Origin of the sequence: Mesobacillus maritimus (genome assembly GCF_019749255.1) — a bacterium.
Classification (GTDB): Bacteria; Bacillota; Bacilli; order Bacillales; family Cytobacillaceae; genus Mesobacillus_B; species Mesobacillus_B maritimus_A.
The window spans coordinates 32,601-49,248 of the sequence record NZ_JACWFH010000008.1; the positions used below are offsets into that span (position 1 = coordinate 32,601).

Annotated in this window: 13 protein-coding genes, 1 other RNA gene and 1 other annotated feature; of the genes, 12 read left to right on the forward strand and 2 right to left on the reverse strand. The window is 41.5% G+C overall.

Annotated elements, in window-relative coordinates:
* Positions 1 to 64 precede the first annotated feature (64 nt).
* Positions 65 to 2,260, forward strand: a complete 2,196-nt coding sequence (locus H0185_RS05505; RefSeq protein ID WP_221872002.1) for a RelA/SpoT family protein — start codon at positions 65 to 67, stop codon at positions 2,258 to 2,260.
* A gap of 81 nt (positions 2,261 to 2,341) precedes the next feature.
* Positions 2,342 to 2,782 (forward strand): D-aminoacyl-tRNA deacylase, encoded by a 441-nt coding sequence (gene dtd, locus H0185_RS05510; RefSeq protein WP_221872004.1) that lies wholly within the window; start codon positions 2,342 to 2,344, stop codon positions 2,780 to 2,782.
* A gap of 625 nt (positions 2,783 to 3,407) precedes the next feature.
* On the opposite strand, the gene H0185_RS05515 is transcribed toward dtd, so the two are convergent.
* Positions 3,408 to 5,138 carry an N-acetylmuramoyl-L-alanine amidase family protein gene (locus H0185_RS05515; RefSeq protein ID WP_221872006.1) on the reverse strand — a complete coding sequence of 577 codons (1,731 nt, stop codon included), beginning with the start codon at positions 5,136 to 5,138 and terminating at the stop codon, positions 3,408 to 3,410.
* A gap of 168 nt (positions 5,139 to 5,306) precedes the next feature.
* Between H0185_RS05515 and H0185_RS05520 the strand changes: the two genes are divergently transcribed.
* The 5 genes from H0185_RS05520 to H0185_RS05540 all read left to right on the forward strand — a co-directional run bounded on the left by H0185_RS05520 (position 5,307) and on the right by H0185_RS05540 (position 10,111).
* Positions 5,307 to 5,483, forward strand: a complete 177-nt coding sequence (locus H0185_RS05520; protein WP_221872008.1) for a hypothetical protein — start codon at positions 5,307 to 5,309, stop codon at positions 5,481 to 5,483.
* Between the two features lie 49 nt (positions 5,484 to 5,532).
* Positions 5,533 to 5,769: a binding site (T-box leader), on the forward strand.
* A gap of 73 nt (positions 5,770 to 5,842) precedes the next feature.
* Positions 5,843 to 7,120, forward strand: a complete 1,278-nt coding sequence (hisS, locus tag H0185_RS05525; protein WP_221872010.1) for a histidine--tRNA ligase — start codon at positions 5,843 to 5,845, stop codon at positions 7,118 to 7,120.
* Between the two features lie 13 nt (positions 7,121 to 7,133).
* Complete coding sequence (aspS, locus tag H0185_RS05530) at positions 7,134 to 8,912, forward strand: aspartate--tRNA ligase (protein WP_221872012.1); 1,779 nt, start codon at positions 7,134 to 7,136, stop codon at positions 8,910 to 8,912.
* Positions 8,913 to 8,972: 60 nt separating this feature from the next.
* Positions 8,973 to 9,164, forward strand: a non-coding RNA gene (gene ssrS, locus H0185_RS05535) — 6S RNA.
* A 185-nt stretch (positions 9,165 to 9,349) separates the two neighbouring features.
* On the forward strand, positions 9,350 to 10,111 hold the full coding sequence (locus H0185_RS05540) for a tRNA threonylcarbamoyladenosine dehydratase (RefSeq protein WP_221872015.1): 762 nt from the start codon (positions 9,350 to 9,352) through the stop codon (positions 10,109 to 10,111).
* Positions 10,112 to 10,683: 572 nt separating this feature from the next.
* Here the strand turns inward: H0185_RS05540 and H0185_RS05545 are convergent.
* Complete coding sequence (locus H0185_RS05545; RefSeq protein ID WP_221872017.1) at positions 10,684 to 11,958, reverse strand: replication-associated recombination protein A; 1,275 nt, start codon at positions 11,956 to 11,958, stop codon at positions 10,684 to 10,686.
* Positions 11,959 to 12,092: 134 nt separating this feature from the next.
* Between H0185_RS05545 and H0185_RS05550 the strand changes: the two genes are divergently transcribed.
* The 5 genes from H0185_RS05550 (at position 12,093) to H0185_RS05570 (ending at position 16,630) form a co-directional block, all read left to right on the forward strand.
* Positions 12,093 to 12,779: a YczE/YyaS/YitT family protein gene (locus tag H0185_RS05550; RefSeq protein WP_246629038.1), complete on the forward strand. Its 687-nt coding sequence runs from the start codon at positions 12,093 to 12,095 to the stop codon at positions 12,777 to 12,779.
* Positions 12,776 to 13,204: a cysteine metabolism transcriptional regulator CymR gene (cymR, locus tag H0185_RS05555; RefSeq protein WP_221872021.1), complete on the forward strand. Its 429-nt coding sequence runs from the start codon at positions 12,776 to 12,778 to the stop codon at positions 13,202 to 13,204. Before H0185_RS05550 ends, cymR begins: the two co-directional genes overlap by 4 nt.
* Positions 13,205 to 13,422: 218 nt before the next feature.
* Positions 13,423 to 14,565, forward strand: coding sequence for a cysteine desulfurase family protein (locus H0185_RS05560; protein WP_221872023.1), 1,143 nt, complete (start codon positions 13,423 to 13,425; stop codon positions 14,563 to 14,565).
* Between the two features lie 48 nt (positions 14,566 to 14,613).
* Positions 14,614 to 15,729 carry a tRNA 2-thiouridine(34) synthase MnmA gene (mnmA, locus tag H0185_RS05565; protein WP_221872025.1) on the forward strand — a complete coding sequence of 372 codons (1,116 nt, stop codon included), beginning with the start codon at positions 14,614 to 14,616 and terminating at the stop codon, positions 15,727 to 15,729.
* 250 nt (positions 15,730 to 15,979) lie between these two features.
* A complete protein-coding gene (locus tag H0185_RS05570) occupies positions 15,980 to 16,630 on the forward strand; it encodes a tetratricopeptide repeat protein (protein ID WP_221872027.1) in 651 nt (216 codons plus the stop codon).
* Positions 16,631 to 16,648: the final 18 nt, after the last annotated feature.

Genomic DNA, 16,648 nt, shown 5'->3' on the forward strand with positions numbered 1-16,648 from the left:
TTATACAATGGCCGCTGGAGACATTGCAAAATCCTCCAGATTTTTTATGATAAAAGGTGATTTCATGGCGAATGATGAAGTATTAACCGCCGAGCAAGTTATAAAAATGACAAGTGAATATCTAAATGATGAGCATGTCAAAATGGTTGAGAAAGCATACCATTTTGCCAAAGCGGCTCATCATGACCAGTATCGGAAATCAGGCGAACCTTATATCATACATCCCATTCAGGTTGCCGGGATATTGGCTGATTTAGAGATGGATCCTGCGACCGTGGCAGCAGGTTTTCTTCATGATGTTGTCGAGGATACAGAAGTAAGCCTTGAAGATCTTGAGGAAGCTTTTAATTCTGAGGTGGCAATGCTTGTCGACGGAGTAACAAAGCTCGGTAAAATCAAGTATAAATCTCAGGAAGAGCAACAAGCGGAAAACCACCGGAAAATGTTTGTGGCAATGGCTCAGGATATTAGGGTCATTTTAATCAAACTAGCGGATCGACTCCACAACATGAGAACACTTAAGCATCTTCCTCCAGAAAAACAACGCAGAATCTCTAATGAAACACTAGAAATATTTGCTCCACTTGCACACAGGCTCGGAATATCCAAAATTAAGTGGGAGCTTGAGGATACAGCTTTAAGGTATCTAAATCCACAGCAATATTATCGCATTGTCAACTTAATGAAGAAAAAGCGCGCGGAGCGTGAACAATATTTAGAAGAGGTCATTGTTGAGGTTCAAAATCAATTAAAGGATGTCAATATTAAAGCCGAGCTAAACGGTAGACCAAAGCATATTTATAGCATCTACCGAAAAATGGCCTTGCAGAATAAGCAGTTTACTGAAATCTATGACTTGTTAGCAGTGAGAATTATTGTTAACAGCATTAAAGATTGTTATGCGGTTCTGGGGATCATTCATACATGCTGGAAACCGATGCCAGGTCGATTTAAGGACTATATTGCGATGCCGAAGCCAAATATGTATCAGTCGCTTCATACAACGGTGATTGGTCCAAAGGGTGACCCTCTAGAGGTGCAAATTCGTACCACAGAAATGCATCGTATCGCCGAATTCGGGGTAGCGGCTCACTGGGCTTATAAAGAAGGGAAACCAGTTGAAGAGGGACTTACCTTAGATAAAAAGCTAACATGGTTCCGTGAAATCCTTGAATTCCAAAATGAAACAGCAGATGCTGAAGAATTTATGGAATCCTTAAAAATTGATTTGTTTTCAGACATGGTCTTTGTGTTCACGCCGAAAGCTGACGTTATTGAGCTTCCTTCCGGTTCCGTTCCAATTGATTTTGCCTATCGGATCCATTCGGAAATCGGTAATAAAACAATTGGTGCGAAAGTGAACGGAAAAATGGTTACGCTTGACTATAAGCTGAAAACTGGGGATATCATTGAAATTCTCACGTCTAAGCATTCTTATGGACCAAGTCAAGATTGGCTTAAGCTTGCGCAAACGTCTCAGGCTAAAAATAAAATCCGTCAGTTCTTTAAAAAGCAGCGGAAAGACGAAAATGTCGACAAAGGCCGTGAGCTTGTTGAAAAAGAGATTAAAGCGATGGATTTTGATTTAAAAGAAATCCTTACTGTTGAAAACTTGAAGCAGGTAGCAGATAAATTCAATTTCTCAACCGAAGAAGATATGTATGCAGCGGTAGGGTATGGTGGTGTTACTGCACTTCAAGTAGCCAACCGATTAACGGAAAAATGGCGTAAGAAGCGGGATAAAGAGCAGGAGAAGGATCTTGCGCTTGCAGTGTCAGAACTTAAAGCACTCCCAGCGGTGAAAAAACGTGAGTCGGGTGTTCGGGTTTCAGGGATTGATAACTTGTTAATCCGATTATCGCGGTGCTGTAACCCAATCCCAGGTGATGACATCGTTGGATTTATCACAAAGGGTAGGGGAGTCTCGGTTCACCGTGCAGACTGTACCAACATCCATACAGATGATGCTCAAGCACGCTTGATTCCGGTTGAATGGGAATCAGCTTTAAATGACCGAAAAGAATACAATGTTGATATCGAAATAAGTGGATATGATCGCAGAGGACTGCTCAATGAAGTGCTCCAGGCTGTAAATGAAACGAAAACTAATATATCAGCAGTTTCTGGAAAGTCTGACCGTAACAAGGTTGCGACCATTAATATGTCCATCTCAATCACAAATGTCAGCCACCTTCAAAAAGTGGTTGATCGAATTAAACAAATCCCTGACGTTTACTCAGTCAGAAGGGTATTAAACTAACAACTAAAAGGTGCCTGACCCCCAGTGCTTTAACGTGGTATTATGCTGGAGGACAGGTATTTATTTAAGGAGTTTTTTGGTATGCGCGTTGTTGTTCAGCGTAGTAAGGAAGCAAAGGTAACGGTCGAAGGAAAAGTGACAGGTTCCATCACCAAAGGTTTTGTTGTCCTTGTTGGTGTCACTCATGATGATCAAGAAAAGGATGCCGCTTTTCTTGCTGAAAAGGTCGCTAATCTACGTGTTTTTGAAGATGAGAATGGAAAGATGAATTTATCCTTGCTTGATGTAGCTGGTGAAATTTTGTCTGTTTCCCAATTTACCCTTTATGGAGATTGCCGCAAAGGAAGGCGTCCAAACTTTATGGAGGCAGCCCGACCGGATCATGCTAATGAAATTTATGAACTGTTCAACTCCAAGCTTCGCGAAAAAGGGGTAAAGGTCGAGACTGGCGTATTTGGAGCGATGATGGACGTCCAGCTCACAAATGACGGACCGGTAACATTGATTATTGATAGTCAATGAAGGTAAGCTTCTTTGGGGTATTAGAATTCTAAATTAAAAAAGCGAAAAAGCATACTTCACTTACAAAGTGAGGGTATGCTTTTTTTATTCTGTGATTTCTTAATAGGGAGTTGGCTATACGGACAGAAACAAGTTAATGTTAAAAGTTCCTGTCCGAAGTTGGTAGGTGTTCGGACAGGAGGAAGGGAAAATCAAGAGATTCAGTCCGAAGTTGGTAGGTGTTCGGACAGGAGGAAGGGAAAATCAAGAGATTCAGTCCGAAGTTGGTAGGTGTTCGGACAGCAGGAAGGGAAAATCAAGAGATTCAGTCCGAAGTTGGTAGGTGTTCGGACAGGAGGAAGGGAAAATCAAGAGATTCAGTCCGAAGTTGGTAGGTGTTCGGACAGCAGGAAGGGAATACCAAGAGTTCCAGTCCGAAGTTGGCATGAGTTCGGACAGAACTAAGCGGTATTCATCCGTTTCTGTCCGTAAGAACCTCTAAATATCAAGTCATTGATACAGGAAGAGAAAAAAATTCGAAGCATGCTATCAGGTGATTAGCTTAAAAAAGTAAAATGCTAGGAAGAAAATAATTCTTCCTAGCGTGTGTCAGTAGGGTTCCTTAATTACAGAGTGATGTCCTAATCTAAAATACCTTCAAATACCTCGCGACTCCTTCAAACAGCCCATCTGCGACCGATTGTTGATATTGCTGTGAGGTAACTAGTATTTCTTCTGTTGGGTTGCTTAAATAACCAAGTTCCAGAAGCGCACTATTTTGTCTGTTTTCTCTAAGTACATGATAGTTTCCATAGCGAACTTCTCTGTTGTTTAGCTTTGTTTTATTAATAACACTAGAATGTAACTCTTTCGCTAGGTTTGGATTATTGTAATAATAGGTCGTCATTCCCCGGACACTTTTATCTTCAATGCTATCATAATGAATTGAAATAAAGGCATCGGCATTCTGGTTATGAGAGGTCGCAACTCTTGATGCTAATGAAACGTATGTATCAGAAGTCCTCGTCATATAAACATCTGCCCCAGATGATTTTAGCTTATTGTAAAGTAACTTAGCTGTAGTTAGAGTTAAATCTTTTTCTAGTGTTCCCCTTGCTCCGATGGTGCCACTATCATTTCCTCCGTGGCCAGGATCAATCACTATTTTTTTGTTCTTTGTGTGGACCCCACCATCAGGTTTTTCGATTTGCTGGCCGGATCCGGTTAAAGAAACAAGCCACCCTGCAACATAGCCGGTTTTCCCACCTTTAAGACGAATCTGATACCAGTCATCGGTAAGGTCGATGACTTCAAAACGATCACCGTTGTCCGCTCTTTGGATGACAGAAGCGTGTGCTCCTGCGTCACTGCGAATATTGGTGCCGTTACTTAAAACAGTAATGGTTTGCCCATTTAGTGGGCGTTTAGAAACAGGTGCTTTATTTTGGCTTTTCTCAAAAAACCACCCAGCTGCCCAGCCTGTTTTCCCAGTCTCGTACTCAATTTTTACCCAATTATTGGATTCTTCAAGAATGGCAAATCTCTGCCCCTTGAGTACTTGTCCGATTACACTCCCATCAAGGCTTGCGCTATCTCTGATGGATAGAGTCGAAGCCGACACGGTTGCTTGAGGAAGCGACGAGTTTGATATGTTAGCAGCAGTTTGATTCGCAAATTCCAAATACTCACTGCTGACCCAAGAGTTTGTCCCATTAAATTGAATCTGTGCCCAGCCATTCGATTGTGAATAGACGGCAACTCTTGAACCTTTAATAAGGCTGCCAATCTTTTCCCCTGACAAGGAAGGGCTAGTTCGAACATTTACCCCGGACGAGACAACTGCTTCGGTTTGTTGTGTTCTTGCTTGGGTAGTGGACGAGCTTGCTCCAGTGCTTATGTATTCTTTTGAAACCCAGCCTTCCACTGAAGTACTCTTAATTTTTATCGAATTCCCAGTTGATTCAACGATTGTAACGGTCTCCCCATTTGTTAACGAACCAGCCAAAGAATAGCTTGTCCCAGGTCCTGTTCGAACCCTTAAGCTATCAGCGGTCACGATCCCAGTTGTGGCACTTGGATTAACATCGTTGCTAGTTGTCACCTTTGAAGTAAACCATTCAGCCACCCAGCCTTCTCGACCCGCAGATAAACCAATTTTTATCCAATCTCCTTCTTGGGTTAAAATTGGATACTTTTCCCCTTTATTGACCTTGCTAACTACTGAATAGCTCAGCCCAGGACCTCCTCTGACATTTAAGTTCGATGCTGTAATGGTTACAAACCCATTATTGGCCTCAGCTGGTCCGGCCTTCTGGATGCTACCTGTGACAATAAGCAACAGGCATAAAAGAACGGCGGCCATTTTTTTATTCAGCAAACATTCTCACTCTCCCTGCAATTATTTCTTTGTTTTTATTCTAACGGATTATTTTACCAAAATCACGAAGTTTCACACATTGTAATCTTTTTTAAAAAGGTTGAGAGGAATGAAATATTTTTGTCTTCATGGGAACAATAGATACATAACAGTATGGAAGGTGATTATATGCGACATAGTGCGAACGCGAATATGGCACATCTTGGAGAAAACCAAGTTTTAAGTGTGGACCTTCATGATTTTATCCAGAAAGAGCAAAGCTCTAACATGATTGAACTTGCTTCTGAATTTGGACTTTCGCTTCGGGATGTAAAAAAACTGAAAAAACAGCTAGAACGTTCTTGACAAGGGGGTTTTTCCTCCGTATTATAAACAAATATAATGTCATATTGAAAGATTGCCGTTGATGGGGAATAGTAATGAAGATCCACATGAAAAGAGAGGGAAAGTCCAAGGCTGAAAGCTTTTCCGCATGATGACTTGATGAATGAACACCTCGAAGGCTCCTTTTTGAAAATGGGCTACCCATTAGTAGGAAGGGACGTTGCAGGCGTTAACTGTAAAAGTGGAAGGCAGAAGATTGTCTTCAATTAGGGTGGCACCACGGGAAGCAAAAGCTCTCGTCCCTTGTTTTATAACAAGGAGACGGGGGCTTTTTTTATTTACATAAAAAAGCGAACTGAAGATGAAGGAGGTTGTCCGGCATGTCAAAACAGATTCAAATACCGCGCGGGACACAAGATATTTTGCCAGGGGAAACGGAAAAATGGCAGTATATCGAGAATATAGCAAGAGAGATTTGTGAGAACTATCAATACAAAGAAATCCGAACGCCCATTTTTGAACATACAGAATTATTCCTACGTGGAGTAGGCGATACGACCGATATTGTTCAAAAAGAAATGTACTCCTTCGAGGACCGTGGAGGAAGAGAACTGACATTAAGACCAGAAGGCACGGCTTCAACCGTAAGATCGTATGTTGAGCACAAAATGTTTGGCTTACCAAGTCAGCCAGTGAAACTGTATTATATGGGACCAATGTTTCGCTATGAGCGCCCACAGGCCGGTCGTTACCGTCAATTTGTTCAATTTGGAGTCGAAGCGCTTGGAAGCAATGACCCAGCGATTGATGCAGAAGTCATTTCACTTGCGATGTCAATCTATCAAAAGCTTGGATTAACGAAATTGAAGCTTGTGGTGAATAGCCTTGGTGATAAAGAAAGTCGCAAAGCTCACCGTGATGCGCTCATCGAACATTTTCAACCACGGATTGGGGAGTTTTGCGGTGACTGTCGGAACCGTCTTGAAAAAAATCCAATGCGCATTCTTGACTGTAAGGCAGACCGTGATCATGAGTTGATGAAATCGGCACCGTCGATTATTAATTTCTTAAATGAGAGTTCAAGTGAGTACTTTTCCAAGGTGAAGCAATACTTAACGAATGTTGGCATTGAGTACGAATTGGACCCGAACCTTGTTCGTGGCCTAGATTACTACAATCATACGGCATTCGAAATTATGAGTGATGCAGAAGGCTTTGGAGCGATAACGACCCTTTGTGGTGGTGGACGCTATAATGGCCTAGTCGAAGAAATTGGCGGACCAGAAACACCTGGGATTGGATTTGCCTTTAGTATTGAGCGTTTGCTTGCGGCATTGGATGCAGAAGGGGTAGAACTTCCTATTGCCAATAAAATTGATTGCTATGTGGTATCACTTGGTGAAAAGGCTAAGGATTATACTGTCGGTCTTCTCCACCAGCTAAGAAGTGCTGGATTTTCGGCAGAAAGAGATTATCTCGACCGGAAAATAAAAGCACAGTTTAAAGCTGCTGACCGTTTTAAAGCAAAATACGTAGCTGTTTTAGGTGATGATGAGCTTGCAGAGAATAAGATTTCCTTGAAGTCAATGGAAGATGGTGGACAAACAGAATTGCCGCTAGACGCCTTTTTAGAAAAATTTAAAGAACTATGTAAATAAAGGGGGAAACATCATGTTTGGTAGATCGTATTTTTGCGGGGAGGTAACGGAACAAGCCATTGGTAAGTCCGTTACATTAAAAGGATGGGTTCAGAAACGTCGTGATTTGGGTGGATTGATTTTTATCGATCTAAGAGACCGTACAGGGATTGTACAAATTGTATTTAATCCGGATGTATCCAAAGAAGCGCTAGCGATAGCAGAAAAAGTTCGTTCCGAGTATGTTCTAAGTATTACAGGAAAAGTCGTAGAAAGAGCGGAAGGAACGGTTAACGATAATCTAAAGACTGGTAAAGTGGAAGTAACAGCTGAGGATATTACGATTATTAACGAAGCGAAAACACCTCCATTTACGATTACCGACAAAACAGATGTTTCAGAGGACCTTCGTTTGAAGTACCGCTATCTTGATATGCGCCGTCCAGTTATGTTCGAAACGCTTAAAATGCGCCATCAAACAACGAAAGCAATTCGTGACTATCTTGACAGTGAAGGCTTCTTAGATGTTGAAACACCAATTTTAACAAAGAGCACTCCTGAAGGAGCAAGAGATTATCTTGTGCCAAGTCGTGTACATCCAGGAGAATTTTATGCATTACCACAATCGCCACAAATTTTTAAACAGTTATTAATGGTTGGCGGCGTTGAACGTTATTACCAAATCGCCCGCTGTTTCCGTGATGAGGACCTTCGCGCGGATCGTCAGCCAGAGTTTACACAAATTGATATTGAAACAAGCTTTATGAGTCAAGAAGACATTCTGTCACTGGCTGAAAAAATGATGCAAAAGGTCATGAAAGAAGTAAAAGGCCTTGAAGTGGAAGCTCCATTTAAGCGTATGTCTTATGATGATGCCATGAGCCGTTTTGGTTCTGATAAGCCTGATACACGCTTTGGTCTTGAACTTGTCGATCTTTCGGAAGCAGTGAAAGATGCAGGATTTAAAGTGTTTACTGCCGCTGTTGAAAATGGAGGTCAAGTAAAAGCAATCAATGTTAAGGGAGCAGCTTCTCAATATTCTCGTAAAGATATTGATGGCCTAACAGAATTTGTTGCAATCTATGGAGCAAAAGGCTTAGCTTGGTTAAAAGTTGAGGAAGAAGGCTTGAAGGGTCCAATTTCGAAGTTTTTAACTGAAGAGGTTCAGGGAACAATCAAATCCTTGTTAGAGGCGGAAACGGGAGATTTAATCCTTTTCGTAGCGGATAAAAAGAAAGTCGTTGCCGATGCTCTTGGTGCCTTGCGCTTAAAATTAGGCAAAGACCTAGAGTTAATTGACGAATCAACATTCAACTTCCTTTGGATTACTGACTGGCCACTTTTAGAGTATGATGAGGAAGAAGGGCGTTACTATGCAGCCCATCATCCATTTACAATGCCAGTTCGGGAAGACTTAAGCTTGCTTGAAACTGATCCAGGCAGTGTACGAGCACAAGCATATGACTTAGTATTGAACGGTTATGAATTAGGTGGAGGTTCATTACGTATATTTGAACGCGAAATCCAAGAGAAAATGTTTGAGGTGCTAGGCTTTACGAAAGAACAAGCCAATGAGCAATTCGGATTTTTGATGGAAGCTTTCGAGTATGGAACACCGCCACATGGTGGAATTGCCCTTGGTCTTGACCGAATGGTGATGTTACTTGCCGGTAGAACCAATCTTCGTGATACGATTGCCTTTCCAAAAACAGCAAGTGCAAGTTGCTTATTAACCAATGCTCCTGGAGAAGTCAGTGAGCAACAACTAGATGAGCTTAGTTTGTCACTAAAAGTTAACAAAGAAGTGGAATAAAATGGAATTGCAGTAGCTTGAACTTCGCATGTCCATGTGATATATTTTTATTAAAGATAAGAGTTCCTGATGTGTTCGTTGTATAACCTAAAGTTTTGACCGAACATTTCTACCTTCGGGAGTCCGGGGTTCTCTAAACAAAGTAAATGCCTCTTGGAATAGAGGACTTGCAAAGTTTGGGACAGGGCACCTACCTGCTCAGAGCGGGATCAAAACGAAGGCACCAAAAGCGACGGCATAATTGGGACTCTTACCCTCATACGACATCAAACTCCATGTATCACTACATGGAGTTTTTTTATGTTTAAGCTGCTTTTTTTCAATATTAATCCTATATAATTACTTGTTTTTGAAATAAAGTATGATATATTGTTTAGCGGGAATAAGAATAATAGACGAAAATATGTGGAACTGATCCTAGTTTGGAGTGAGAATATATGCTTCATCAATTTTCAAGAAATGAATTGGCTATAGGCACTGAAGGCCTCGATATTATGAAAAATAGTACGGTTGCCGTCCTCGGGATTGGCGGAGTCGGCTCGTTTGCGGCTGAAGCCCTGGCCCGTTCCGGAGTGGGGAGACTTATCCTCGTGGATAAAGACGATGTTGATATTACCAATGTAAATCGTCAGCTTATTGCGCTGTTGTCTACGGTTGGTCGTCCAAAGGTGGAACTGATGGAAGAACGGATTCGCGACATCAATCCTGATTGTGAAGTGATTGCGTTAAAAATGTTCTATACAGAGGAAACGTACGAGCAATTCTTTAGCTATGGCTTAGATTTTGTAGTTGATGCGTCAGATACGATTTCTTATAAAATTCATCTAGCGAAGGAATGCCTAAAACGTGGGATTCCAATTATATCAAGCATGGGTGCAGCCAATAAAATGGATCCAACCCGCTTTCAAATTGCGGATATTTCGAAAACGCATACCGATCCACTGGCAAAAGTGATTCGAACTCGTTTACGTAAAGAAGGCATTCACAAAGGAGTAACCGTTGTGTTTTCCGATGAAAGCCCGATTGTATCTCTTGAAGAGGTCAATAAAGTGGTTGGGAAACCAGACGCCCCAATTCGCAAGGCAAAGATGCCACCTTCCTCCAATGCCTTTGTACCATCAGCATGCGGCTTAATTATGGCTAGCTACGTGGTCCGTCAACTATTGAAGGATATAAAAATTCATCGTGTGAATGATTAGGAAAAGGAGATCCAATTTTGGGTCTCTTTTTTCTCTTTTGGACATTATGGAGTGTGTTTGTGAGTGGGTATAACGAAAAGGGGTCTTATGAAGAGTTCATAGAACACGTTTGTGAAAGGATTCAACGAAAAGGGGTCTTATGAAGAATTCATAGAGCACGTTTGTGAGAGGATTCAACGAAAACCGGTCTTATGAAGAGTTCATAGAGCACGTTTGTGAAAGGATTCAACGAAAACCGGTCTTATGAAGAGTTCATAGAGCACGTTTGTGAGAGGATTCAACGAAAAACGGTCTTATGAAGAGTTCATAGAGCACGTTTGTGAGAGGATTCAATGAAATACGGTCTTATGAAAAGTTCATGGAGCACGTTTGTGAGTAGATTCACTGAAAACCGGTCTTATGAAGAGTTCATAGAGCACTGTTTAGGATAGATCACAGAAAAAATGGTCTTATGAAGAGTTTATGCAGCACATTAGAAGATGGATTCAACGAAAAATGGTCTCATGAAGAATTCATGAAGACCATTTCTGATCATATATTACGTAATAGAAGGTGAAAAGTTCCACCGGCACCTATTTCCTCATCCCCATAATCTTTTCATACACCATAGCTAAGGCTTGTTCAAATTTCCCAGTCTTTTTCGGTTTGAAATACACTTTTCCTTTTAATTTATCAGGAAGGTACTGCTGTTTCACCCAACCACCTTCATAATCATGCGGATATTTGTACCCAATACCACGGCCGAGCTCTTTTGCACTTTTATAATGAGCGTCACGTAAATGGTCGGGAACTTCCCCGCTTTTGCCGGCACGAATGTCAGCTAAGGCATCGTCAATAGCCATAATGGCTGAATTGGATTTAGGTGATAAACAGAGTTCGATAACAGCATTGGCTAACGGAATTCTAGCTTCTGGAAAGCCGACGCGCTCGGCTGTTTCAATCGCAGCGAGCGTCCGAGCCCCAGCTTGGGGGTTAGCTAGACCAATATCCTCATAGGCGATGACAAGCATTCTCCTACTGATGCTAATTAAATCGCCTGCTTCAATCAACCGCCCTAAATAATGAAGGGCTGCGTTAACATCACTCCCACGAATGGATTTTTGAAATCCTGAGAGAACATCATAATGCGCGTCTCCATCTTTGTCGTGAGCAAGGCTCTTTTTCTGCATACATTCTTCTGCTGTATCTAAGTTAATCTTAATTTTACCTGCTTTATTTGCTTCAGTAGACAAAACCGCAAGCTCAAGTGCGTTTAATGAACTGCGAACATCCCCGTTTGAAGCGGTAGCGAAATGATCCATTGCGTCGTCGTTCAATTCGACTAAGTATTCTCCTAAGCCTCTTTCTTTATCGGTAAGTGCTCTCATTAAAGCGACCTTGATATCCTCAGGTTCTAGCGGCTTTAGTTCGAAAATCTGACACCGGCTCCGAATCGCGGGGTTAATGGCATGGTACGGATTACTCGTGGTCGCACCTATTAAGGTGATCATTCCATTTTCTAAGTAGGGCAAAAGGAAATCCTGCTTCGCCTTGTCAAGACGATGGACTTCGTCAAGGAGAAGGATTACTTTCCCGGACATCTTTGCTTCAGCAGCGACGATTTCCATATCTTTTTTATTATTTGTAACGGCATTCAATGTTCGAAACGCATATTGTGTGCTCCCTGCAATGGCTGAGGCAATCGACGTTTTTCCAATTCCAGGCGGACCATATAAAATCATTGAGCTTAGTTGCCGTGCTTTGACCATACGATAAATCATTTTTCCTTCGCCAACGAGATGTCTTTGACCGATGACCTCATCAATTGTCCGCGGCCTCATTCTGAATGCAAGTGGCTTAATGCTCATGAACCTCACTCCATCAGTAATCAAATATGATTTTACTGTATCACACCTTCTAAAGTAGGCAAATGTATATGGCTTAAAAGATATGATATAATGGCTAATGCCTATCAAAATACTTAGAAATGCTGGTGACACAATTGTTAAAGAAAAGAGGGCAAGTAGTCCCAAGGATAGCCATTTATTTAGTTGGATTACTGTTGATGGCACTCGGGATTGTACTACTGCTTAAAAGTGACTTTGGTGTTGCCCCGTGGGATGTACTTCACGTTGGTTTATATTATAATCTTGGTCTGACAATTGGATCATGGACGATCATTGCAGGAGTGGTAATTTTAACAGTTTCAGCGATTATCGCAAAAGAGATTCCACAAATTGGTGCTTTTACAAATATGCTACTAGTCGGGATGTTTATTGATTTATATTTATTACTTGGTTTTATTGTGACTCCTGACCATATCATTGGCAAAATCGTTATGTTTGCCTTTGGATTATTGTTCTCAGGTTATGGAATGGGCATTTACATCTCGGCTCAGTTTGGAGCAGGGCCACGTGATAGTCTTATGATTGCCGTATCAGAGCGGTTTGGCTGGAGTATCCGCTCGGTTCGCAGTGTCATTGAAGTTGTAGCTCTTGTTATCGGTTGGGGACTCGGGGGACCTGTTTTTTGGGGAACGATTGCTTTTGGTGTAAGCATCGGTCCAATTTCCGGCATGGCTCTGCCACATTGCAGAACGATGACCAACTGGTGGCTAGCTAAATTAAAGGATAAACAAGCAAGAAAACATATGGGAGAAGAAAAAACGAATAGGGGTGCTTTTTTATGAAAATATCTACAAAAGGACGCTACGGGATGACAATTATGATTGAACTAGCGAAAAACCACGGTGAAGGTCCAGTATCGCTAAAATCAATCGCCCAGACACATGATTTGTCTGAGCACTATTTGGAGCAGCTTGTGGCACCATTACGAAATGCTGGCCTGGTTAGGAGTATTAGGGGTGCCTACGGCGGGTATGTATTGACGGATGAGCCGTCCAAAATTACGGCGGGTGACATCATTCGTGTTCTTGAAGGGCCGATTGTCCTTGTTGAAGGGATTGAAAACGAAGCGCCTGCTCAAAGGGAACTTTGGATTCGAATTCGAGATGCAATTAAAAGAGTGCTTGACCATACAACCATCGAGGATTTAGCTAATCATACAGAAGAAGAGGACAATGGGATCTCCGATGCCTATATGTTTTATATATAATAAAGGCTGTTTTCGTAAAAGTTGTTGCTAAAATCCTAAAGCCGATTTTAGCGTAACTTCAGCTAGTTATTAGGTTTTAAATTAGTTTGCACGCTCTTTTCGCATTAATGAACTTTTGTAGCTCAGCATGTGCTAGCATAAGGGTTTTGTACGTTAAAAGTAACAAAATTTGAGAAAAGAGCTAAATAAACAACTAGTTATTTAAAGAAGGTGTCTTTTTGGAAAAAATTTATTTAGATCATGCTGCGACCTCGCCAATTCATCCGCAGGTTATTCGGAGAATGATGGAAGTTATGGAAGGTCAATTTGGTAATCCGTCTAGCATTCACTCCTTTGGACGTGAAACGAGACAAATTTTAGATGAGACTAGAGAAGAACTTGCTAGGAGCATCAATGCAAAGGAAAATAATATTATTTTAACCAGTGGTGGCACTGAGGCAGATAACTTGGCAGTCCTTGGCTACGCTGAAAAAAATAGTCATCTGGGAAGGCATGTTATCACATCACAGATTGAACATCATGCCATTCTCCATAGCTGTCAGGAACTAGAAAAACGAGGTTTCGAAGTGACGTATTTGCCTGTGGATGAGAAAGGGTGTATTTCCATTGATGCTTTTCAAGCAGCATTAAGGGAAGATACAATTCTTGTAACGATCATGTACGGGAACAATGAAGTTGGTTCCATTCAGCCTATCAGGGAAATTGGTGATATTCTCAATGGACATCAAGCAGTTTTTCATACAGATGCTGTTCAAGCTTATGGGGTTGAAAAGCTTGATGTAGAGGATTTAAAAGTGGATATGCTTTCCGTTTCAGCACATAAAATTAACGGACCAAAGGGTGTTGGTTTTCTTTATGTGCGCGAGGGAATCTCTCTTTCCCCAAGAGCCTTTGGTGGTGAGCAGGAACGAAAACGCCGAGCAGGAACTGAAAATGTTCCCGCAATCGCAGGTTTCCGTGAGGCTGCTAAAATAGCCCTAGAGGAAATAGAAGAAAAGCAAAAGCTTTATCAAGAATTTAAAAGTATCTTTATTGAGAGTCTTAAAAAGAACCAAATTTCTTTCGACCTGAACGGTTTACTTGATAAAAGCTTGCCTCATGTCTTAAACTTAAGCTTTCCGGGAACAAATGTTGAAGCCATGCTTGTCAATCTTGACCTTGCCGGGGTCGCAGTCTCAAGTGGATCGGCTTGTACAGCTGGTTCCATTGAGCCATCCCATGTTCTTGTGGCGATGTTTGGCAAGAACTCTGATCGATTAACGAACTCGATTCGTTTCAGTTTCGGTTTAAATAATACGAAAGAGGAAGTTGCAAAGGCTGCAGAAGAAACAGCGAAAGTGGTAAAAAGACTTAATCGCTGAGGGGTACCTGGTAAAAGAGAAATACAATAAGTGAGGTGAGTCATAATCATGGAAAAGTCACCTAAAGATACAAGAGTAGTTGTCGGCATGTCCGGAGGCGTGGACTCGTCTGTAGCGGCTTTGCTATTAAAACAGCAAGGGTACGATGTCATCGGTATTTTTATGAAAAACTGGGACGACACCGATGCAAATGGCGTTTGTACCGCAACAGAAGATTACAATGATGTTATTCGCGTCTGCAACCAAATTGGAATTCCATATTATGCAGTAAATTTTGAAAAGCAGTATTGGGATAAGGTATTTACCTATTTCCTTGACGAATATAAAGCAGGGCGTACACCAAACCCTGATGTTATGTGTAATAAAGAAATTAAATTTAAAGCATTCCTTGAACACGCTCTAAACCTAGGAGCAGACTATTTGGCAACAGGCCATTATGCTCAAGTAGCATTCCGAGACGGGGAATACAAAATGCTTCGGGGTCTTGATGAAAATAAGGACCAAACTTATTTCTTGAACCAATTAACACAGGACCAATTGAGTCGCGTGATGTTCCCAATTGGGAATCTTGAGAAATCAAAGGTGCGCGAAATTGCCAAAGAAGCAAATTTAGCAACTGCTACGAAAAAGGATAGCACAGGAATTTGTTTTATTGGAGAACGTGATTTTAAAGAATTCTTGAGTAATTATTTACCAGCACAGCCTGGGCGCATGGAAACCCTTAACGGCGAAGTAAAGGGAAAACATGATGGATTGATGTACTATACCATTGGTCAAAGACATGGACTTGGCATCGGAGGTTCAGGAGAACCATGGTTTGTTGTAGGGAAAAATTTGAAAGAGAATATTCTTTATGTAGGGCAAAGTTTTGAAAATGATAACTTATTCTCTACTTCAATTACCGCGGTACAGGTAAGTTGGGTATCGGACAAGCCAATGCCGCAGGAATTTGAATGCACTGCTAAATTCCGCTATCGTCAGGCGGACAATGCAGTTACTGTTCGTATTCTTGAAGACGGAAATGTTTCTGTTGTGTTCAAAGAACCGATTAGAGCGGTCACACCAGGACAAGCAGTTGTGTTTTATAATGGTGATGAGTGTCTAGGTGGAGGTACGATTGACGAAGTGTTTAAAGATGGCAGCAAACTGACTTATGTCGGCTGATGTCTTAGTCCCCGGCTCTTGGGTAGCCGGGGATTTTCTAATTAAATAGAGATGGTTATGATATACTTTTCGCAGAAGCTGATTTCGTAAATCATGTTGTTACTATCTAAGATAAGCGTTTTCGTACGTTATAGTAAATGTGTAAGCTTTTTCCTCAAATTTGCAAGCTATTTTGTAGTGGAATAGGGCTTAAGTGCCCAATAGCAACCCAGTTTGAAAAAAGGCATTATCAGAAATGGAGCGTGTAAGGATGGATAAAAACCAGACAGGTATTGAATATATGCAACAGGGAAAGTGGGAGGAAGCGGCACGATCGTTTATGGAAGCAATCGAAGAAGAACCTAATAACGCTGTTGCGCACATCAATTTTGGAAATGTGTTAACTGCTGTTGGCGAAACAGAAAAAGCGCTAAAGTTCTACGACCGGGCAATTGAGCTTGATTCAGAAGCAGTAGCAGCCTATTACAGCAAGGGAAATTTATATTACGAAATGGAAAAATTTGAAGAAGCAAAGCAAAACTTTGAACTAGCGATGAAAAAGGGGCTACAGTCTGGGGATAATTATTTCATGCTAGGGATGACGCTTGTTCAACTTGAGCAAGGGCGACTTGCACTCCCATTTCTTCAGAGAAGTACAGAGTTATTAGAAGAGGATGCTGAGGCCTTTTTCCATTATGGTTTATGCCTGGCACAGTCTGAATACATTGATGAAGCCATTACTCAATTAGAGAAATGTGTCTCCCTTGATCCATCTCATGCGGATGCATATTATAACCTAGGCGTTGCTTATGGTTTTAAGGAAGAGGCAAAGAAAGCCTTAGAGATGTTTGAGAAGGCACTAGAAGTGCAACCGGATCATTTACTAGCAGGCCATGGGAAGAAATTGATAGAAGAAGCATAGCAATTCTCGGAAGAGGAA